Below are 19995 nucleotides of genomic sequence, written 5' to 3' on the forward strand. Positions count from 1 at the left end.
CCACCGTTATGCAACACGACAAAGACGCGGCAGTCATCGACAACGGGAACAAGGTGCGCCGCTGGATCACCTACGTGGCCGGGATATACATCCTCACCCTCGGTCTCAGCCTGGCCATCAGGGCGGCGATCGGCATTTCCCCGCAGAGCAGCCTCACCCGAACCATGACGCTGGTCTTCACACCGTTGAGTCAGGGTAATTACAACCTCGTCCTCGAGGTCATCATGCTCGTGCTGACCTTCCTGGTCCGCCCGAAGGCCTTCAAGGCGAGCTATCTGCTCTCGATGATCCCGGCGCTGGTCCTGGCCCTGCTCCTCGATCTCAATCTGTGGCTCACCGAGTGGATCCATCTCGAGCCGTACACGGCCAACCTGGTCCTGCTGGTCTTCGCCGATGCGATGCTGGCGCTCGGTCTGTTCCTGATGATCCGCGCGAATCTGATCCTGATGCCGATCGATCTGTTCGTGAACACCATCCAGCAGATGACCGGCCGGAAATGGGGCAATATCAAGACGGTCTTCGACTGCACCCTGCTCGCGCTTTCGGCAGGCATCGGGCTCGTGTTCCTCGGCGCACCGCATTTCATTCGCGAAGGGACGATCATCAACGCGATTCTCGTGGGGCAATACGTGAAGGGATATTTCTTCCTGTACGAGAAGTTCGCGGCCCGTAAGCGGCCCGCGCAGTTCGTGCCCGCACCCGTGGCCGACTAGCCCGAACCACCACTGCCCGGTCCTGTCGCGCAGGGGCCGGGCAGTGGTCGTTCAGCGGCGGACCTTGTAGCTCAGATGGGTGGCGCGGCGGCCCGGGACGACGACCGGGTCGTCGAGCAGCAGGTGGCCTTTCGCGAGCTTCCCGAAGTAGGAGACGCCCTCGCCGAACAACACCGGCACGAGGCTCACGCACACCTCGTCGACCAGGCCGAGGTCGAGAGCCTGCTGGATGATTGTCGAGCTGGCGATGGTGACGTTCTTGTCGCCCGCGATCCGCTTGGCCGCGGTGACGGCGGCGGCCACATCGCCGACGAATGTGGTGTTCGGCCAGCGCTGCGCGGCGTCGTCCGGGGCGTGATGGGTGACGACGACAACGGGCGCGCCCATCGGGTGCTTGTCGCCCCAACCGTTGGTCATGTCGAACAGTCGGCGGCCCGCGATGAGAGCGCCCGTGTTGTCGATCCACTCGTGCAGCACCTGTGCGCCTGCCTCGTCGACCTGCAGCGACCGCTCGCTGCTCGCGCTCGGCACGGTCACCTCGCCGCCCTCGTACCACTCGAACAGTTCGCCGATCCCGTCGTCGGGGTCGGCGACGAATCCGTCCAGCGACATCGTCATATGCGTGAATACTTTGCCCATGCTCGCGCCTCCTGGCGAATCGGTTGTCATCGATATAGACGCACCGTGCGCACGGAACTCATCGGTACGAAATCTTTTCGCTCGCCAGTTGTGGCGGCCATGGCACGCGGCCTGTCGGGCCCTGGCGCGTAAGGACCGGGTGGTGGCGTGCGCGGACCTGGGAACGGCGACCGGACCGCCATAACGTGGTCTTCACCGGTCAGAAAACACCGGCTGACCTCGAAAGAAGGCTAGATCATGACCATTCCGACGCATACCCGCGAAATCCACCTCGCCGCCCGCCCGAACGGTGCACCGGTCGCTACCGATTTCGCCCTCGTGGAGCGGGAGCTGCCCGAACTCGCCGAGGGCCAGGTCCTGGTGCGCAACACCTGGATGTCGGTCGACCCGTACATGCGCGGCCGGATGGACGACAAGCCGTCCTATATCGCGCCGTTCGAAATCGGTGCGGCACTGGAAGGTTCGGCGGTCGGTGAGGTGATCGCGTCGAAAGCGGAGATCGCGGTCGGCACCACGGTGACGCACTTCGCCGGATGGCGCGAGCACTCCGTCGTCGATGCGGCATCGGCCACTCCCATCGACCCCGAACTCGCTGCCCCACAGCACTTTCTCGGCGCTCTCGGCACCACCGGCCTCACCGCCTACGCCGCCCTGACCGAGGTGGCGAAGGTGGAGCCGGGCGACACGGTGTTCATCTCGGCGGCCGCGGGCGCGGTCGGCAGTGTGGCGGGCCAGATCGCCAAGGCCCTCGGTGCGAAAAAAGTGATCGGTTCCGCGGGTGGCCCGGTCAAGACGCGAAAAGTGCTCGAGGAGTTCGGTTTCGACGCGGCGATCGACTACCGCGCCGGTGACCTCGCCGGTCAGCTCGCCGAAGCCGCACCGGACGGCATCGATGTGTACCTCGACAGCGTGGGTGGTGAACACCTGAAGGTCGCGATCGAGGCGCTCAACCAGCACGGCCGCATCGCCCTGGTCGGCGCCATCAGCGGCTACAACGGCGCGACCACCCATTCCACCCCCGACCTCTACCTCGCGGCGACCAAGGAACTCACCCTGCGCGGCATGCTCGTGACCAGCTACCTCCCCCTCTTCGCCGAGTACATCCCGAAGGCCGCCGCCTGGCTCGCCGACGGCACCCTCCGCACCGCCGAAACCACCTACGAGGGCCTCGACCAAGCCCCCGCCGCCCTCCTCGGCGTCCTCACCGGCGCCAACACCGGCAAAATGCTCGTCCATCTCGCATGAGGATCAAGATCACCACGCTCTGGTGGCGGCATCGTCCGACTGCCGTCCGCCACCAGAGCGTGGTGATCGACTGTCCAGGTCAGCGCCAGACCTGGGTGGCGACGCGGGTGAAGTTGCCGCTGAAGAGGGCGGTGCGTTCGGTGGGGGTGAAGCCTCGGGCTGCGAGGAGGTCGTCGAGGCTGGGGATGCCGGGGGTTTCGCCGAGGAGGTCTTCGGGTGGGGTCCACTGCAAGGGGCCCCAGGCGGTGTAGTCCGCGGAGAAGGCGGCGGGGTTCTCGTGGATCTCGGCGTTGAACTGGTCGCCGTCGAAGGAGTAGTCGGAGCCGATGCCGATGTGGTCGATGCCGACCAGGTCGACGCCGTAGCGGATGTGGTCGGCCATGGCGGCGAGGCGTTCGGCTCGCGCTTCGGGGGCGTTCTCACCGAGGAAGATGCCGACACCGTTGATGCCGATCACCCCACCCGTCGCGGCACAGGCGCGAGCCTGGTCGTCGGTGATATTGCGCGGATGTGCCCACAGGGCGGCGAAATTGGAGTGGGAGTAGATCATCGGGGCGGCGGTGTGGGTGGCCAGGTCGAGGCCGGTGCGGCGGGAGCAGTGCGAGCCGTCGACGAACATGCCGACCTCGTTGAGCTTGCGCACCAAATCTTTTCCGTACGCGGTGAGTCCGGTGTCGACCGTGTCGAGGCAGCCGCAGCCGGCCGCGTTGGCGTGGTTGTAGGTGGGCAGCAGAGAGCGCACGCCGAGTTCGTAGAAGACCGCGACGTTGTCGAGGTCACCGTCGAGCGGTCCGGAATCCTCCAGGTCGAAGGCCAGTGAAATCACCTCGGGCGCACCGATATCACTCACCCGATCGACCAGACGGAACCGCGGGTCGGCGGCGGCCTGTTCACGGAACAACCGCAGCAGGGCGAGCGAGTCGGCCTTGGTCTCCCCCGAGTACCCGACATTCACCGACAGATATGACCCGAGCGGGTAGCGCGCCAGATCCGCGATTCGCGCCGTCGGCAACAACGGCAGACAGCAATGCTGCTCCCAGAGCATGGACACACCTCCCCATCGTTATCCGTGACCTGCGATCCTACGTTTCGCAACGCTATCGGCACCGGACCGACGCTAACGCGATGTCTGATTCGTCCGATTAATCAGTACTGCGTCCCCTGTCCGAAGGCGGTGCGACATGCGTCGCTTCCTCGTCCTCCTCGCTTGCCTCGCGGCGGCTGTCGGCCTGTCGACACTGCCCGCCGCGGCGACCCCCTCCTACTGCGGACTCGCGTGGGGCTCGCTGGACAAGTCGAGTCCGAACTACTCGTCGGGTGTCGTGCGCGATGTACGCGCGGGCCGACACGATTGCTACGACCGTCTCGTGATCGACCTCGCCGGACCGCAGGCCGGTTACCGGGTGGGATACGTCGGCACCGTCACCCAGGACGGTTCCGGTGCGGGCGTCCCGCTGCGCGGCGGCGCGTTCCTGCAGGTCACCGTGCTGGCACCCGCACACGACGACGCAGGCGCGAGCACCTACCTGCCGGGTAGCCGCAGCGACCTGGTGAACGTGAACGGCTACCAGACCTTCCGTCAGGTCGCCTGGGCCGGCTCGTTCGAGGGGCAGACCACCCTCGGGCTCGGCGTGCGCGCCCGGCTGCCGTTCCGGGTGTTCGCCCTCGAAGGCCCGGCACGCGTGGTGATAGACGTCGCGCACTATTGGTGAGCCGGGTCGGCAACAATGTGGGGATGAGCGGCGTTGAGCAGAATGTGACCGATCCCTACCTCTGGCTCGAAGACGTGACCGCCGAACCGGCGCTGGACTGGGCCCGTGCCCGCAACGAGGTGGTCGCGGACCGATTCGCGAACACCGAACGGTTCGCCGACCTCGAGCAGCGCATCCTCGCGATGCTCGACGACGACACCAAGATCGCCCATCCCGCGCGGCGCGGACCGTGGCTGTACAACTTCTGGCGCGATGCCGAGCACCCGCGCGGGCTGTGGCGGCGGACGAGCTTCGAGTCGTATGCCACCGAGAATCCCGAGTGGGATGTGCTGATCGATGTCGACGCGCTCGCCGAGGCCGATGGGGAGAACTGGGTGTGGGGTGGGGCAGCGGTGCTTCGGCCGTCGCAGGAACGCGCCATCATCCACCTGTCGCGCGGTGGTGCCGATGCCACGGTCGAACGCGAATTCGACATGACCACACGAGAATTCATCGCCCCTGAGGACGGCGGGTTCTTTCTGCCCGAGGCCAAGTCACGGGTCGGCTGGATCGACGCCGACACCGTCTACGTCGGCACCGATTTCGGACCGGGGTCACTCACCGATTCGGGCTACCCCCGCATCGCGAAGCGCTGGCGGCGCGGCACCGAACTATCGGCCGCCGAAACGGTTTTCGAGGGCAAGCCGAGTGATGTGTCGATCGGCGCCGGATACGACAGGCACCCCGGTTACGAACGGCACTACCTGCATCGATCGACCGACTTCTTCAATTCCGAGGTCTCCCTGCTCATCGACGGTGAATGGCGGCTGGTGGAAACACCGACCGACGCCGACGTCGACTGGTACCGCGACTGGCTGCTGGTGCGGTTGAAAACCGAGTGGACCCCCGCCGACACCACCTTCCCGGCGGGCAGCTTGCTGGTCACCGATATCAATGACTTCCTCTCGGGTGGAAGGCAATTCGAGGTACTGTTCGCCCCCGATCCGCACACCTCGCTGGAATCGTGGGGCTGGACCGAGAACCATCTGATCCTCACCACCCTGCGCGATGTGCAGACGGGCCTGCGCGTCCTCACCCCGGGCCCCGACGGGTGGGCGAGCGCGGACCTCCCCGACACCCCCGCCATGTCGAGCACCTCCGTGAGCAATCTCGACCCGCTGGAAGGTGGCGACGAATTCATGCTCACCACTACCGGTTTCACCACCCCGACCACCCTCCTGAACAGCGCGGTCGGCGAACCTCCCGCGCTGCTGAAGCAGGCACCCGCGTACTTCGACGCCGACGGCATCGAAACCGAGCAATTCTTCGCCACCTCCGACGACGGAACCGCGGTCCCCTACTTCGTGATCCGCCACCGCGACCGTCGCGGAACGCCCGGCCCGACGATCATGAACGGCTACGGCGGTTTCGAGGTATCCAGAACACCGGTGTATCTGGGCTCGGCAGGCATGGGCTGGCTCGAGAAGGGCGGCACCTACGTGCTGGCCAATATCCGCGGCGGCGGCGAGTACGGACCCGAATGGCACACGGCCGCGCTGAAAGAGCACCGCCACCGCGCCTTCGAGGACTTCGCCGCGGTGGCCCGCGATCTGGTGACCCGCGGCATCACCACCCCCGACCGACTCGGCGCGATCGGCGGCAGCAACGGCGGACTGCTGATGGGCGTGATGCTCACCCGCTACCCGGAACTGTTCGGCGCCATCGTGTGCCAGGTGCCGCTGCTGGACATGAAGCGCTACCACCTGCTGCTGGCAGGCGCCTCCTGGATCGCGGAGTACGGCGACCCGGACAAGTCCGAGGAGTGGGCGTTCATCAGCGAGTACTCGCCGTATCAGAACACCGACCCCGGCAAGCAGTACCCGCCGATCCTGCTCGCCACCTCCACCCGCGACGACCGGGTCCACCCCGGTCACGCTCGAAAGATGGCCGCACTGCTGGAATCCCAGGACCGCACCGTCTGGTACTACGAGAACATCGAGGGTGGGCACGGCGGCGCGGCCGACAACAAGCAGTCGGCGTACCTGTCGGCGCTGGTGTACGAGTTCTTCACACAGATGCTGATGGAGGGTCGCGGGCGCTAGATAGGTACTATGGTTGTCGTAGGTTCGAGCGGAAGGAGTGCATCGTGGCCGATGCCGATGGTCATCCCGATATCGAGGAGTTCGACCTGTCGACCGTGCTCGCCGCTCTCGCCGACGACAACCGGCGCAACGTCATCGCCCAGCTCTACGCCGAGCCCGAGGGCGCCGAACAGTTCTGCAGCGTGTTCGGGATGCCCTGGGCGCCGTCCACCCGCACCCATCACTTCCGGGTGCTGCGCAAGGCCGGGCTGATCTGGCAGCGCGATGTGGGCAACGGCCGGATGACGAAGCTGCGGCGCGACGACATGGAAACCGCGTTTCCGGGGCTCCTTGCCGCCATCCTGGCAGCGGACCGTCATCCGGCCACCCCGGCTACCAGCTGACCGGCAACGATACCGGCCGGTGCACGAGAACTCCTGTCTCCCATACGATCTCGTGTTCCGGCACGGCCAGCCGGAGGGTGGGGAACTCGGTGACGAGCCGCCGGATCACCTCGACGATCTCCATCCGGGCCAGTGCCGCACCCATGCAGTGATGCATGCCGTACCCGAATTGCAGGTGCCGTTTCCCGTCGCGGCCGAGGTCGAGCACCGACGGGTCCGGGTACACCTCGGGGTCGCGGTTGGCCGAGTGGGCGTCGGCGTACACGATGTCGCCGGGGTGCAGCACGCCCTGTGACAGCGTGATCTCCCTGGTCGCGACCCGGGGGAAGGTGGAGATGCGCCCCAGCGGCAGCAGCCGCAGGAATTCCTCGATCGCCGTGGGGATGGTGTCGGGGTTGCGCACCAGGTGGTCCCACAGTTCGGGCCGGGCCAGGGCCACGTAGGCGATCTTGGTGATGACGGACAGGATGTTCTGATCGCCGCCGACGATCGAGCCGAGCAGAATCGCCGCGTACTCGGCGTCGGTGACCGGCGGTGAGACCGAGTCGCGGGCGTCGAGCAGGTCGAGGATGAGGCCGGGTTCGAGGTCGCGGCGCCGGGCGACCAGGTCTTCGATGTAGTGGTAGAGGGTCCAGAAGTCGGCGAGCAGGGCGGGCACGTCGGTGTCGTGGGCCAGCTGCATCTGCCGCGAGAGGTGCCGGAAGTAGGCGATGTCGGTGGTCGGGATGCCGAGGTAGTCCACGTTCACGCCGATGGTCACCGGGTCGAGCAGCGTCTGCACGAGATCCGCTGTGCCACCCGTGTTCTGGGCTCGCAACTCGGCGACGGTTCCGTCGAGGACACGCTGCACCGCGGGTGCGCGGCGAGCGATCGTCGCGGCGCTGTAGGCCGAGGCGACGAAGCCCTTGAGCCTGCCGTGCCCGGGGTGATCGAGGTTGAGCAGCATCTCCGTCGGCATGATCGTCGGCAGGAAGGTCGGCCCGTCCTCGACATTGGTCTCCGCGCGGGCGAAGCTGAGGTCGGTGAGCACCGCGTGCACGTCGCGGTAGCTGGTCACGTGGACGGCGGTGTGGCCGCTGGGCAGCACGACCTGCGGTAATCCGCCGCGCGAGCGCTCGGCCACCGGCTCGATCATGGTCGGCGGACTGATGTTCGCGATGCCGTCGAGATCGACCCGGACGGCGTCGATGGCGTGTGTCATGAGGTGACTCCTTCCGGGCGCGCCTGTCGGCGGACCACGATGATGGCGAGGGTGAGTGCGACGAGCAGGGCGATGAGCACGGCGACGGTGGTGGTGAACGCGGTGCGGTAGACGTCGGGGTGACCGAACTGGCCTGCGGCGGTGTCGTGCGCGGCGGCTCCGCTGAGCTGCCTGCCGACCACCGCGGACAGCACGATCGCGTAGCCCGCGACGAACACGGCCTCGCTCCCGATGCGGAAGAAGTTCAGGACACCGGCCGCCGTCCCACCGCGTTCGGGGGGAACGACCGACAGCGCGTGCCCGTCGACGAGACCGATGGGCAGCCCGAAACCGAGGCCGAGCAGCACCATCGGTACGACGATCCACAGCACCGAGCGACCTTCGTCCAGCGCGAGCACGCCGATGTTGCCGAGAATCAGCGCCGCGAGGCTGAGGTAGACGACCCGGCCGATGGTGAGCGCCGGGAACCGGGTGACCAGATGACCGATGGCCACCGGCGCGATGAACACGGGAATGGTCATCGCGAGCATCAGCAGCCCGGACGTCCCGGGAGACAGGTCGGTGATGCCGCTCAGCGCCGAGGGCAGGTAGGTGAGCAAGGTGACGAAGCCGATCGACCCGGCCACCGGAACCAGGCACATCGCCAGGAATTCACGGTTGCGCAGGAGTCCGAGGTCCAGGATCGGGCCGTGCTCGGCGGTGCTGGGTTCGGCGGCGGGCAGCAGGCGCGTCCCGAGGCCGGCGGCCGCGAGGATCACCGCGTGCACCACGAACACTCCGCGCCAATCGACCACCGCGATGAGCAGGCCGGAGATGGTGGGTCCGAGCGCGAGACCGAGGCCGTTGACCGTGCCGAAGATCGCGAAAGCCTTTGTGCGGCGGGCGCCTTCGTAAGCACTGGACAGCAGTGCGGTGGATCCGGTGAGGATAGCCGCCGCGCCGACGCCTGCGATCACCCGGGCGAGGTCGAGCACGATCAGCGCGGGTGCGACGACGCTGCCGACACTACCGACGACCACCAGCGCGGCGCCGATGCCGAAGGTGCGGCGGTGCCCGATGCGGTCGCTGACCGCACCCCAGAGCAGGGTGGTGAGGGCGAACGCGATGTTGAACCCGTTGACGACCCATTGCAGCGCAGTGGGATTCGAGCCGAGATCACGGGAGATGAGCGGTAGCGCGATGGCGGTGCCCGCGATCGCCATCGGGGTGACGAACTGCGCGGCCAGGACCACGGGCAGCGTGGCGGGACTGGGTGGAGCTTGGGTTTCGGTTGCGGTCGACATGGATCTCCCTCGGTGGGCTCCGGTACGCGAATTAGGTACTACCCGATCGGTAGGTACGATGATATTAGTAGCTACGACAGTTCTCGTACAACAGGAAGTCGCGGATGCGGCTTACCCACCCCAGGAGCAGCCGATGACCGAACCGCACGCGATCGAGACCGATGTCCTGGTGGTCGGCGGCGGTCCGGTGGGCATGCTCGTCGCCGCGGAGCTGGCCTTGCAGCAGGTAGACGTGGTTGTCGTGGAGTCGCGCACCGAGCTCGACCTGCGCCCGCGCGCCGGGACCGTGCACGCCCGCACGCTGTCGCTGCTGGCCCGGCGCGGGTACATCCCGTCGGTCCCGCCCGATGCCATCGCCCGGAATCCGGTGGGCGTGCATCGCAGCCCCTTCCAGTTCGCGGCGCAACCGGTGCTCACGCTCAGCGCGCCGAGCGTGGAGCCCGCGCCCATTGCCGGGATCCCGCAGGCTCGGTTGGAGGCGGCGTTCGAGGATCGGGCGCGGTCGCTGGGCGCGCGAATCCTGCGGGGGCACAGCGTTATCCGATTGACCGTCGCAGAACATGAGGTCACGGCTCAGGTCGATGCCGGGTTGTCGATCCGAGCGAAGTACGTGGTCGGTGCGGACGGTGCGCGCAGTCTTGTCGCGCGCACCGGGGACTTCCCTGCGCAGGTGTACCCGGCGACGATGAATGCCATTGCCGGCCTCGCGGTTTCGGATGTGCCCGGCCAGATCCCGCCGGGCTGGAATCCGACGCCGACCGGCTGGACCATGCACAACCCGAACCCCGGCGGCCAGGCGCGCATCATCGCGATGGATTTCAGCGGACCCCTCGAGCACCGCCCCGAGCCGACGGAAGCCGAGTACCGGCAACGCCTCGCCTACGTACTCGGTGCCGAGCCCGCGCTGAGCCGGGTCAGCCACCTCACCCGGTTCAGCGATCACGGCCGCTACCGCACCAGCATGTGGGACGGGCGGCTGCTGCTGGCGGGCGACGCCGCCCACAGCCACTACCCGCTCGGCGGCCAAGGACTCAACTCCGGCATGCAGGACGCCTTCGCCCTCGGCTGGCGGCTCGCCCGCGTCCTCACCGGACGCGCGCGACCCACCGTCCTGGCCGACTACTCCCGCGAACGCGTGGCGCACGCCGCCGCGATCGTCGGCAACACCGTGCTGCAATCGCGGATGATGCACCCGGCGAACCCGCAGGTCCGCGATGCCGTGCTGGCGATGCTCGCGGTGCCCGCCGTGCACGACGGAATCGCCGAACTCATCAGCGGCCAGTTCCAGCCCGGCTTCCAGCACGACATGGTTCTCACCGAAAACGACGGGCGGATAAGCACTCTCGCTGAGTTGCTGCACGCGGGGCGGTTCGTCGCGATCCGACCCGACGAACACACCCCCGTCCCCGACGCGCCCGAAGACGCGCTGCTGGTCACCGCGAAGGTGACCCCGGATCAGCCCTGGACCTCGGCGGTGATCCGCCCCGACGGCTACCTCGCGTCCGCCCTGTGAGCGGCCCGCCGGTTCACCATCGATCGGAACGAGGGCCGAGCTGGTGGCGGTCCGGCGGAATTGCGGTTGCATCATCGGAACTCGCGTAAGGCTCTGCGCACCTCGCCGATGGCCTGGTCGGCGTTGCGGTACTGCACCGCTCGCCACCCTGCTTCCCTTGCCGCGGCGCAGTTTTCGGCCAGGTCGTCGACGAGGATGTTGTCTTCCGGCGAGACACCGACGGTCTCCGCGGCGAGAGCGAAGATCTCCGGGTCGGGTTTGCGGAAGCCGAACTTGCACGAATCGATCAGGGCGCTGAGGTGGTCGTCGAGGTCGATCATGGTGCGCCAGTAGGGTTCCCATTCGACGACGTTGTTGCTCAGTACGCCGACGCGGACTCCGTCGCCCGCCAGGTCGATGGCGAAATCGCGGACGGCGCGGTTCACCTCGTGCCCGGCGAACCACTGCTTGCCAAAATCCGGTTCACTGCGCGACAAGTCGAGCTCGGGCGCCTTGGCCCGGAGCGCCGCGTGCAGCTTCGCCACCCAGGTGCGTTCGTCGAGCAGGGCCAGTTCGATCGGGGCCAGGGGCGCCAGGCCGTACTGGGCGCCCACCTCGGCGATCGCGTGCTTGAACAGGTCGACGGGGATGCCCGCCACCTGTTCGTAGCGCTGGAACAGCTCGTCGAGCGGTGGGGAGAGCACGCCGCCGAAATCGAACCAGACGAACGGCGCGCTCACTGGACCATCGTCCTGATGTCGGCGGGACGGAAACGCAGTTCCACGTCACCGGCGGCGATCACATCGGTGCCCTGCGTGAGGCTCACCCGGGCGCGGGCGCCGTCGGTATCACCGGTGACGGTGGCGCGGGCGATCGTATCCCGTTCGAATTCCCCGAATTTGGTGAATTCGATGCCGAGCCGGTGCATCACCATCCGGCTGGTGTCCAGGCCGAGAACGGCGTTGGCGGCCGCCATCGCCACCTGCCGCGCCGCCTCGAACTGCAGCATGCCGGGCACATGGTCGAGGGCGTGGTCGAACAGCGACGGATGATCGGTGTCGATGATGGTGAGCGCGGTCAGCTCCTCCCCGGTGAGCACCGGGTTGGCGAGAATGGCGTTGCGCGGGTTGTGCCTGCCCACCGAGCCCGGTCGCATCCGGGCGACCGGCGGCTGGGGCGGAATGCTCGGCGCGGCGGGCAGGCCGAGCGATTCGCGCCCGCGCACCCGGATCCGGTTCCACACCGGCGCGGGCATCCACTGGTAGACCATGATCTCCCTGGCCGCCTCGTGGCCCTCGATCTCGGCGACCATTTCCAGGGTGAGCCCGATGACCTGGTCGTCGCGTCGTTTGTCGGCGATCACGCGCGCCTCGATGACGCAGTGCCCGGGGCACTGGCCGATGCGCAGGGTGTCGGCGTCGGAGATGGTGAAATCGGCGGAGCCGAAGATGAATTTCTCCGAGCGTGCCACCCCGATGAACGAATGCGCGTAATAGATGGCGACCTGCCGGAACACCTCGATCAGCAGCAGCGGGTCATAGGTGGTGGCGGTGCCGCGATGATCGCTGAAATAGGAATGGTTGCGCGGTAGCTGGGCGGCGAAGATCGCACCGTCCGGGGTGGGTTGGGCGTCGGTGAGGAATACCTCGGCGATGGATTCGCGGTGCACGAGTCCGCGCGGGATATTGCGGTCGAAGGTGAGGGTGGGGGTGGCGACGGTCATGATCGAGCCTTCCGGGAGGTGGATGCTGGTCAGCGGACGGCGATGTCGTAGGCCCAGCCGTTGACGCTGTTGCGAGGGGCATCGAACAGCGAGGTCGGGTTGTGCACGGTCGCGTCGGCGGCGACGCTGTTGCGGTCGGTGTAGAGGGGGATCGCGACGGCATTGTCGAGAAGGTGGGCGGTGATGCGGTTGAACAGTGTTTTGCGCTGTTCGCGATCGGTGGCTTTGGTCGCGTCGACGAGCCACCGGTCCACCTGCGGGTCGGCCAGTTTCGAGCCGCCGACGATGGAGCCGATGGTGATGCCGTCGATCTGGCCGTATTTCAGGTCGGGAGTGGTCGACCCGTAGGCGCGGTTGAACTGCAGTGACAGGTCGAGGCCGCCGACCTGACGGGGGAAGGCCTCGTAGTCGTTGCGGGCCAGCAGGTCGTAGATCTGGGCGTTGTCGACGAATTGCAGTTCCACCTGAATGCCGAGGTTCTGGCGCAATTCGGCCTGCCAGGCCTTCAGGAAATCGTCCTCGGGGTAGGTGGGGTTCGTGGCGACCAGCCGAACGGTCAACCGCTTGCCGGTGCTGTCGGTGCGGTAACCCTCGGCATCGGTACCGGTCCAACCAGCCTCCGCGAGAAGGGCTTTCGCGGCGTCGAGATCGGGGCCGCCCTTGTTCTCGAACTTCGGGTCGTAGTAGGCGCTGTCCGGAGAGATGAGGCTCCACGCCCGCTGCTGGGTGTCCTTGGTGAGGCTCTTGGTGACAGCGGCGATGTCGACACCCTTGGCGATGGCGCGGCGCACGCGCACATCGGTGGTGGCGCCGTGGGTGAGGTTGAGCATGATGACCCACGGCGAGGCGGCCGAACCGATCTGCTCGTACTGGAATCCGCCGACACCGTCGAACAAGCCGATATCGGTGGCCTTCACGGTGCCGATGGCGTTCACCTCACCACTGCGCAGCAGTCCGGCGCGGGTGGCGGCCTCGGGGATGAACTTCACGACCAGTTCGTCGACGTAGGCGGCCCCCTGGTGTTTCGCGGTGGCGGGAGCCCAGTTGTAGGCAGGGTTCTTCCGGTAACGCAGTTCCTGGCCCTGCACAACCCTGTCGAGCACGAACGGACCGGATCCGACGAAGCCCGCACCGCTGGTCAGCGCCTGCTTGTCGGCCTTCAGACTGCTCGGGGCGACGATGGCGCCGCTGAGTCCGCCGAGGGTGGACAGGAAGTCGGCGCGCGGGGTGCTCAGGGTGATGCGCACCTTGTACGGGTCGAGCACGTCTACCGCGCTCACACTCGAGTACTGCAGCAGACCGAGGACCGTCCAGGACGGGTAGTCGGGGTTACGCAAGGCGTCGATATTCGCCTTCACCGCCGCGGCGTCGAATTTCTCGCCGTTGTGGAAGGTGACGTCCTCGCGCAGGGCGAATTCGTAGACCAGGCCGTCCGGCGAGATGGTCCATTCGGTGGCCAGCCAGGGGTGGAACTGTTCGTCACGGTCCTCGGCGATCAAGCTGTCGAAGCTGTTGCGCAGCACCTGGGAGGCGTCGAAGGCCGCGCCGTAGTGCGGGCTGAGGCCGCGCGACGGATAGGCGGGCAAGGCGATGGTGAAGGTGCCGCCTGCCTGCGGCGGGGTGGTCGGGCCACCACCGCCGCCACCGGGTTCGGGGTCGGCGGCGCAGGCGCTCGCGGCCAGCGCGGTGGCCAGCAGCAGCGCGGTGAACAGTCGGGTGAGGCGATTACGCACGCGAGGAGCTTTCTGTGGGAGCCGGGACCGCCAGTCGCGGGACGGCATCGAGCAGGGCTTGGGTGTAGGGCGAGCGGGGGTGGTGGAAGACGTCGTCGGCTGTGCCTGATTCGACGACCACGCCGTGGTTCAGGACGAGCACGCGGTGACAGATCTGCCGGATGACGGCCAGATCGTGCGAGATGAACACGATCGCCACGTCTTCGCCGGCAGCGAGTTCGGCCACGAGGTCGAGGATTTGGGCCTGCACCGAGATGTCGAGCGCCGACACGGGTTCGTCGCAGACGATCAGGCGCGGGCGGGCACCGAGCGCGCGGGCGATATTGACCCGCTGACGTTGCCCGCCGGACAGTTCGCGTGGGTGACGATCGATGGTGTCGGCGGGCAGGTGCACCGCGTCGAGCAAGCGCAGCACCTCGGCTCGACGTTCGGTGCGCGGCACACGCAGCGCGACACTCTCGGCGATGATCTCGCCGACCCGGTAGCGCGGGTCGAAGGAACCGACCGAGTCCTGCGCGACCAGTCCCAGCTCACCCGGCTTGCGGGTCTTGCGCGTCAACGGCTCGGTACCGAAACGCATCTCGCCGCGGTCGGGCTCGATCAGCCCCGTGACGATCTTGGCCACGGTCGACTTACCCGACCCCGATTCACCCACCACGCCGAGAACTTCACCCGCACCGACTTCGAAGGAGACATCGGAGATCGCCGGAACTCCCCGGTACGACTTCGTGAGCCCCGCCGCGGTGAAAACCGGCTCGGTGACCCGCGCGCGGGCACTGCCGTGCGGTACGGCCGCGAGCAGCGCGCGGGTGTACTCGTGCCGTGGCCGCTCGATGACCTCGCGGGTGGGCCCCGCCTCGACGACCTCGCCTGCCCGCATCACCAGGACGCGATCCGCGATCGAGGCGACGACGGCCAGGTCGTGGCTGACCAGGATCATGGCCCGACCACCCGCGACCTGTTCGGCCAGCAGCTCGAGCACCTGCTTCTGGACCGTCACGTCGAGGGCGGTGGTCGGTTCGTCGGCGATGATCACGTCCGGGCCCGCCGCGAGCGCCGAGGCGATCAGTGCGCGCTGACGTTGTCCGCCGGAGAGTTGAAACGGCCGCTGCCGCTTGCGGATCTGCGGGTCGGCGATGCCGACGGAACGCAGCAGCCGGTCGATGCGGTCGCTGCGCTCGTTGCGCGAGACCGCGTTCAGCGATTCGCCGATCTCGTCGGCGATGGTGCGCAACGGGTCGAGCGCGACCAGGGCGTCCTGGAACACCAAACCGACCCGGGCGCCGCGTATTCCACGCCACTGCCGTTCGGAGAGGTCGAGGGCCGAGGCACCGAAGAGGTCGAGGAGGTCGGCGCTGACCCGGCCGCCCGCGAGGCCGACGAGGCTTCGGGTGGTGACCGACTTTCCGGACCCGGATTCGCCGACGATGGCCAGGATTTCGCCGCGGCGCAGCTCGAGATCGACGCCACGCACCACCGCACGTCCATCGAATTCGACGCGCAGGTTCCGTACCTGGATCAGGGTGTCGGTCACAGCTGCGCCCTTCGCTCGAAACGGTGGCCGGCGTAGCGGCCGAGGACGGTCGTAGCCAGGACGACGACGGTGACGGCGGCACCGGGGAAGACCACCGACCACCAGGCGATCCGCAGATCACCGTGCGCTTCGGCCAGCATCGAACCCCATTCCGGCACGGGCGGTTTCGGCCCGAAGCCGAGGAAGCTCAGCGCGGCGGCGCCGAGAATGCTCGTGCCGAGCCCGAGAGTCACCACCACCGGCAGCGAGCGCAGCGCGTTGGGCAGGATGTGGCGGACCACGATCCGCGCACGCGACCGCGTGAGCAGTCCCGCCTGCGCCACGAACTCGCTGCCACGCACCGCCCGGGTCTCGGCCCGCATCACCCGCGCGAACCGAGGCGCGGCGGCGATACCGATCGCGAGGATGAGGTTGGCGGTGCCGGTACCGGTGAACGTGATGAGCACCAGGGCGAGCAGGATCTCCGGAAACGCCCCGAGCAGGTCGAACGCCCGCGACGCGACCGCGTCGACGATCCGATTGCCGATCCCGGCGATCAATCCGAGCGTCACCCCGATGGCCACTGCCAGCGCTGTCGCGGTCAGTCCGATGAACAGTGACAGCCGAGCGCCGTGCACGACGCGGGTGAGCACGTCACGGCCGAGCTGGTCGGTGCCGAAAGGGTGGGCGAGAGAGGGTAATTCGTGGGCAGCGAGCAGGTCGGTGTGTAGTGGGTCGCTGCCCGACAGCAGGTCCGGTGCGAGTGCGGCGATGGCGGACAACGCGAGCACAGCGGCCGAAACAGTCACGCCGAACGGCCACTTCGAGGCGACTGCGACCAACCGATGCAGGGCATGCACCTTTCCGCGCGTCTCCTTCTGGCCCACCGAAGTCCGCGACTTCGATGTCGACCCGTTGGTGGATCGCTCGGAGACGCCTCGAGGCACGTCGGCTGCTTCGACCGCGCTGTCCTGCGCATCGGACGGACCACCGGCGGTCGGGTCGACGCCGCCGGTCGGGACAGGTACCTTCGCGGCTTTCAGTTGGGTGGATGCGGTGTCGGTCATGGGGTCGGCTCCTGGAGGCGAGGGTCGATCCACAGGTAGGCGAGGTCTACGAGGACCGTGACGGTGAGGTAGATGGCGGCGGTGAGCAGGGCGACGCCGAGGACTACCGGCACATCCGAATGGGTGACGGCGGCGATGGTCTCCCGGCCGATACCGGCCCTGCCGAAGACCTCCTCGATCACGACCGTCCCGGTGAGCAGCCCGCTCACCGCCCAGCCCGCCAGCGTGGCGGCGGGGATCAGCGAATGCCGCAACCCGTGCCGCAGCCGCAACCGGGTGGCGCTGATCCCGCGCGACCGGGCGGTGAGGGCGAACGGCTGTTCCAGCGCGCGCTCGATCCCCTCCCGCATCACCTGCGCGAGCACAGCGGCGATCGGCAAGGCCAGGGTGACGGCGGGCAGTACGAGTCGCTGGAATTCGTTGCCCGCGGTCACCGGAAGAACTTTCAGCGTGAACGCGAACACCCAGATCAGCACCAGACCGGTCCAGAACGGTGGCGCCGAGGCGACGACCACCTCCAGCGTGGCGGTCGCCCGGCTGAACACATCACGCCGACCCGCGGTGAGCACGGCGAGCAACGGCGCGAGCACCACCGCGATCAGGAGCGCGAACCCAGCGAGCTGCGCACTGGTCACCAACTGCTCGCCGAACAAGATGTCGGCCACGGGTTCACCGCGCACATACGAATAGCCGAGATCACCGTGCAACAACCGGCCCAGATGCAGGCCGTACTGCACGATCAGCGGACGATCCAGCCCCCAGTCCTGCTCGATCCGCTCCCGCAGGGCCGGATCACTGGACTCGCCCATGATCGCGGTCACCGGGTCACCTGGCGCTACATGCACCGCCAGAAAAGCCAAAGTGACTGCCGCCCACATCATTCCGGCGGCCGACAGGAACACCCCGACTATGCGCCGAGCCACGATCTGCGATCTGTTCGCCGGGCCGCGGTTCTCACGCGAGGTGAAACCCGCACGTCTTTGCGCGGCGGCCCCGTCGGTCGGCCCCGCATCCTGGCGACTCGTCGTGGTGCCCGGGGCACTCGACGCGACCGGCATCGAGTCTGTTCCGGACTCGGTCGCGCCCGCTGCATGTGAAGCTGCAACTACCGGTGCTGCCGTCGCATCCTCGGGGCCGCGAGGTGTCACCGTCTGTGAAGCCGTGTTTCCCTGCAATGAATCGGTGTTCGATGGTGTCGTCATGAAGTCAGCTCCCCGGCGTCGGCAGGGTTGTGCACCGGGACACCGACGAGGCTGCCCCATTCGGTCCAGGAACCGTCATAGACGCGGAGGCGGTGCTCACCGAGGAGGTCGGTGAAGACCAACCAGCCGAGTGCGGCTCGGTGGGAGAGCCGGCAGTAGGCGATGATGTCGTCGGCGTCGGCGATGCCGAGTTCGGCTATGCGCGCCGCGATTTCGTCGGTCGGCCGGAGCAGGCCCGCGGGGTCGAGCAGGTCTTGTGCGGGCAGGTTCAACGCTCCAGGGATGTGCCCGTGCCGCTCGGCGCCGTGGTCGACCGGCTCCGACGACGGTGAAACACGGAGTCCCGCGAACTCTTCGGGCGAGCGCAGGTCCAGCAGCACGGTCGGCGAGTCGATCGCGGCGCGAACCTGCTCCCTGCCCACGACCACCTCGGCGAACCGCGGCGACGCCAGGGGAAGCGGTGTGCGGTTGCTACTACCAGCGCCGACAGACCGGTCGATGCCGATCACCGGCCCGTCGTGCGGCCACGCGACGGTGCCTCCGTCGAGGTAGCGCAGGTCACCTCCGATTCCGACGGCGGTGGCGACCCAGAGTGCGTAAGCCGCGAATTGCGGTGGGCCCCCGACGAAGACGAGCGGGGCGTCGGCGTGGGCGCCTAGTGAGTGAAGACGGTCGGCCAGCTCGCGGGCGGTAGGGAACTCTCGACGGGACCGGTCCCAGAGGAGGTCTTTCCAGTAGACCGAGCGTGCACCGGGGATGGAGGCGGGCCCGCGAGCATTGGTCACCTCGATGACGACGGCGTCCGCACGGCGATCCCGCACCCACTGCGCGTCGACGATCCGGCTTGTCACGGCCGACCTCCCATCTCCCGGGTTCCGACGACCCGGCGGGAGAAACATAAGTCGGCCGAACACCCACGGGAACACAAAAAGTCAGGCGGACTCCAAATATGTGTTCCCACCCTCGGACTACATATTCTCGGCCGGTCGAACACACCGAATCGGCGAAAGGACCCCGATGCCCGGCGACCGTGCCGCCCACCTCGTCTCCGCGGCCGACCTGCGCGACGCCCCGCCCGCGCGGCTCGTGCTGCTCGATGTCCGCACGGCTGGGGAGCGCGCGAACTACCAGCGCGAACACCTCCCCGGCGCGCAGTTCGCCGATGTCGACGCCGATCTGTCCGGTACCCCGACCGCCGACTCCGGCGCCCGCCCCCTGCCGGACGCGAATCACCTCACAGAATCGCTGCGCCGCTGGGGCATTCACGCCGACAGCGCGGTGGTGGTCTACGATGACGCCCGCTCGGTGGCCGCCGCCCGCGCCTGGTGGGTGCTGCGCTGGGCCGGCCTGACCGACGTCCGCATCCTCGACGGCGGATTACGCGCCTGGCAGGCGGCGGGCGGCGGACTCACCGCGGATCGGCCCGAAGAGCCGCCACGCACATGTGACGACCAGACCGACACTGGCGGGAACGATGAAGCCCACGTACCCAGCACGTCCGGGACGTTCGACGCACCAAGTCCATCCGGCACGCGCGGCACGTCTGATGCATCAGATGCATCCGGCACACCCGTCAGGTCAGGTCACTCGGACACTGCCATCGCACGGTCAGGCTCGCTACCAACGGTCGAAACCTGCGCTGTCGCTAAACTTCCCAGCAGCGGCATACTCCTCGACGCCCGTCCCCGGACCCACTTTCGCGGTGGGGGCGAGTATCCGGGACATATTCCCGGCGCCGTCAGCGCCCCGGTCTTCGACGACTTCGACGACGAGGGACTGCTTCTCGACGAGGCGACGCTGCGCGCCCGCTACCACCGCCTCGGTGTCGACGCCGGAACCCCGGCTGCCAGCTATTGCGGCAGTGCGATGGCGGCGGCTCTACAGGTGTTCGTGCTGGCGACACTCGGCATCGAGATCGCCCTCTATCCCGGCTCCCTGTCGCAGTGGGTCGCCGATCCCGCCCGTCCGCTCGCAACGGAACCCTCTGTCGCCCTGACGAATTTCTAGG

At 67.8% G+C, this 19995-nt stretch carries 18 protein-coding genes; 7 read left to right on the forward strand and 11 right to left on the reverse strand.

The genetic code is table 11. The features are described from left to right. Positions 1-8: 8 nt before the first annotated feature. Complete coding sequence (locus tag ACWEVR_RS08750) at positions 9-713, forward strand: YczE/YyaS/YitT family protein (RefSeq protein ID WP_452466393.1); 705 nt, start codon at positions 9-11, stop codon at positions 711-713. 51 nt (positions 714-764) lie between these two features. Here ACWEVR_RS08750 and ACWEVR_RS08755 read toward each other — a convergent pair whose 3' ends face one another. After that, the gene (locus ACWEVR_RS08755) at positions 765-1352 is read right to left on the reverse strand and encodes a dihydrofolate reductase family protein (protein ID WP_452466394.1); all 588 of its coding nucleotides are present in this window, start codon (positions 1350-1352) and stop codon (positions 765-767) included. A gap of 237 nt (positions 1353-1589) precedes the next feature. Here ACWEVR_RS08755 and ACWEVR_RS08760 point away from each other — a divergent pair, with 237 nt between their 5' ends. Beyond that, a complete protein-coding gene (locus tag ACWEVR_RS08760; RefSeq protein ID WP_452466395.1) occupies positions 1590-2597 on the forward strand; it encodes an NADP-dependent oxidoreductase in 1008 nt (335 codons plus the stop codon). Between the two features lie 79 nt (positions 2598-2676). On the opposite strand, the gene ACWEVR_RS08765 is transcribed toward ACWEVR_RS08760, so the two are convergent. Then, complete coding sequence (locus tag ACWEVR_RS08765) at positions 2677-3642, reverse strand: dipeptidase (RefSeq protein ID WP_452466396.1); 966 nt, start codon at positions 3640-3642, stop codon at positions 2677-2679. Positions 3643-3778: 136 nt separating this feature from the next. Here ACWEVR_RS08765 and ACWEVR_RS08770 point away from each other — a divergent pair, with 136 nt between their 5' ends. From ACWEVR_RS08770 to ACWEVR_RS08780, 3 genes are read left to right on the forward strand one after another with little or no spacing between them, the layout of a single operon-like run. Further along, positions 3779-4309: an AMIN-like domain-containing (lipo)protein gene (locus tag ACWEVR_RS08770; RefSeq protein ID WP_452466397.1), complete on the forward strand. Its 531-nt coding sequence runs from the start codon at positions 3779-3781 to the stop codon at positions 4307-4309. Positions 4310-4332: 23 nt separating this feature from the next. Then, positions 4333-6390: a prolyl oligopeptidase family serine peptidase gene (locus ACWEVR_RS08775; protein WP_452466398.1), complete on the forward strand. Its 2058-nt coding sequence runs from the start codon at positions 4333-4335 to the stop codon at positions 6388-6390. Positions 6391-6434: 44 nt separating this feature from the next. Next, positions 6435-6773: an ArsR/SmtB family transcription factor gene (locus tag ACWEVR_RS08780; protein ID WP_452466399.1), complete on the forward strand. Its 339-nt coding sequence runs from the start codon at positions 6435-6437 to the stop codon at positions 6771-6773. On the opposite strand, the gene ACWEVR_RS08785 is transcribed toward ACWEVR_RS08780, so the two are convergent. Beyond that, the gene (locus ACWEVR_RS08785; protein ID WP_452466400.1) at positions 6763-7974 is read right to left on the reverse strand and encodes a cytochrome P450; all 1212 of its coding nucleotides are present in this window, start codon (positions 7972-7974) and stop codon (positions 6763-6765) included. The two genes, ACWEVR_RS08780 and ACWEVR_RS08785, sit on opposite strands and share 11 nt — an antisense overlap. Further along, positions 7971-9257: an MFS transporter gene (locus ACWEVR_RS08790; protein WP_452466401.1), complete on the reverse strand. Its 1287-nt coding sequence runs from the start codon at positions 9255-9257 to the stop codon at positions 7971-7973. Before ACWEVR_RS08790 ends, ACWEVR_RS08785 begins: the two co-directional genes overlap by 4 nt. Before the next feature lie 133 nt (positions 9258-9390). Here ACWEVR_RS08790 and ACWEVR_RS08795 point away from each other — a divergent pair, with 133 nt between their 5' ends. Continuing rightward, complete coding sequence (locus tag ACWEVR_RS08795) at positions 9391-10770, forward strand: FAD-dependent monooxygenase (protein ID WP_452466402.1); 1380 nt, start codon at positions 9391-9393, stop codon at positions 10768-10770. Between the two features lie 71 nt (positions 10771-10841). On the opposite strand, the gene ACWEVR_RS08800 is transcribed toward ACWEVR_RS08795, so the two are convergent. The 7 genes from ACWEVR_RS08800 to ACWEVR_RS08830 all read right to left on the reverse strand — a co-directional run bounded on the left by ACWEVR_RS08800 (position 10842) and on the right by ACWEVR_RS08830 (position 18838). Then, positions 10842-11489, reverse strand: a complete 648-nt coding sequence (locus ACWEVR_RS08800) for an HAD family hydrolase (protein ID WP_452466403.1) — start codon at positions 11487-11489, stop codon at positions 10842-10844. Then, positions 11486-12472, reverse strand: a complete 987-nt coding sequence (locus ACWEVR_RS08805; RefSeq protein WP_452466404.1) for an AfsA-related hotdog domain-containing protein — start codon at positions 12470-12472, stop codon at positions 11486-11488. The genes ACWEVR_RS08800 and ACWEVR_RS08805 overlap by 4 nt, the downstream gene beginning before the upstream one ends. A gap of 29 nt (positions 12473-12501) precedes the next feature. Next, entirely contained in the window at positions 12502-14205 is a 1704-nt protein-coding gene (locus tag ACWEVR_RS08810; protein ID WP_452466405.1) for an ABC transporter substrate-binding protein, read from the reverse strand. Continuing rightward, positions 14198-15739 carry a dipeptide ABC transporter ATP-binding protein gene (locus ACWEVR_RS08815; RefSeq protein WP_452466406.1) on the reverse strand — a complete coding sequence of 514 codons (1542 nt, stop codon included), beginning with the start codon at positions 15737-15739 and terminating at the stop codon, positions 14198-14200. Before ACWEVR_RS08815 ends, ACWEVR_RS08810 begins: the two co-directional genes overlap by 8 nt. Beyond that, positions 15736-16785, reverse strand: coding sequence for an ABC transporter permease (locus ACWEVR_RS08820; protein ID WP_452466407.1), 1050 nt, complete (start codon positions 16783-16785; stop codon positions 15736-15738). The genes ACWEVR_RS08815 and ACWEVR_RS08820 overlap by 4 nt, the downstream gene beginning before the upstream one ends. Next, positions 16782-17606, reverse strand: coding sequence for an ABC transporter permease (locus ACWEVR_RS08825; protein ID WP_452466408.1), 825 nt, complete (start codon positions 17604-17606; stop codon positions 16782-16784). Before ACWEVR_RS08825 ends, ACWEVR_RS08820 begins: the two co-directional genes overlap by 4 nt. Before the next feature lie 377 nt (positions 17607-17983). Beyond that, positions 17984-18838, reverse strand: a complete 855-nt coding sequence (locus ACWEVR_RS08830; RefSeq protein ID WP_452466409.1) for a sulfurtransferase — start codon at positions 18836-18838, stop codon at positions 17984-17986. A gap of 166 nt (positions 18839-19004) precedes the next feature. On the opposite strand from ACWEVR_RS08830, the gene ACWEVR_RS08835 reads away from it, so the two are divergent. Then, positions 19005-19994 (forward strand): sulfurtransferase, encoded by a 990-nt coding sequence (locus ACWEVR_RS08835; RefSeq protein ID WP_452466410.1) that lies wholly within the window; start codon positions 19005-19007, stop codon positions 19992-19994. Position 19995: the final 1 nt, after the last annotated feature.

The organism is Nocardia sp. NPDC003979 (genome assembly GCF_053605015.1).

Bases quoted from the DNA above. Each gene is read 5' to 3' on its own strand.
- ACWEVR_RS08750 (WP_452466393.1), top strand. From the start codon at position 9: ATGCAACACGACAAAGACGCGGCAGTCATCGACAACGGGAACAAGGTG.
- ACWEVR_RS08755 (WP_452466394.1), bottom strand. From the start codon at position 1,352: ATGGGCAAAGTATTCACGCATATGACGATGTCGCTGGACGGATTCGTC.
- ACWEVR_RS08760 (WP_452466395.1), top strand. From the start codon at position 1,590: ATGACCATTCCGACGCATACCCGCGAAATCCACCTCGCCGCCCGCCCG.
- ACWEVR_RS08765 (WP_452466396.1), bottom strand. From the start codon at position 3,642: ATGCTCTGGGAGCAGCATTGCTGTCTGCCGTTGTTGCCGACGGCGCGA.
- ACWEVR_RS08770 (WP_452466397.1), top strand. From the start codon at position 3,779: ATGCGTCGCTTCCTCGTCCTCCTCGCTTGCCTCGCGGCGGCTGTCGGC.
- ACWEVR_RS08775 (WP_452466398.1), top strand. From the start codon at position 4,333: ATGAGCGGCGTTGAGCAGAATGTGACCGATCCCTACCTCTGGCTCGAA.
- ACWEVR_RS08785 (WP_452466400.1), bottom strand. From the start codon at position 7,974: ATGACACACGCCATCGACGCCGTCCGGGTCGATCTCGACGGCATCGCG.
- ACWEVR_RS08790 (WP_452466401.1), bottom strand. From the start codon at position 9,257: ATGTCGACCGCAACCGAAACCCAAGCTCCACCCAGTCCCGCCACGCTG.
- ACWEVR_RS08795 (WP_452466402.1), top strand. From the start codon at position 9,391: ATGACCGAACCGCACGCGATCGAGACCGATGTCCTGGTGGTCGGCGGC.
- ACWEVR_RS08805 (WP_452466404.1), bottom strand. From the start codon at position 12,472: ATGACCGTCGCCACCCCCACCCTCACCTTCGACCGCAATATCCCGCGC.
- ACWEVR_RS08820 (WP_452466407.1), bottom strand. From the start codon at position 16,785: ATGACCGACACCGCATCCACCCAACTGAAAGCCGCGAAGGTACCTGTC.
- ACWEVR_RS08835 (WP_452466410.1), top strand. From the start codon at position 19,005: ATGCCCGGCGACCGTGCCGCCCACCTCGTCTCCGCGGCCGACCTGCGC.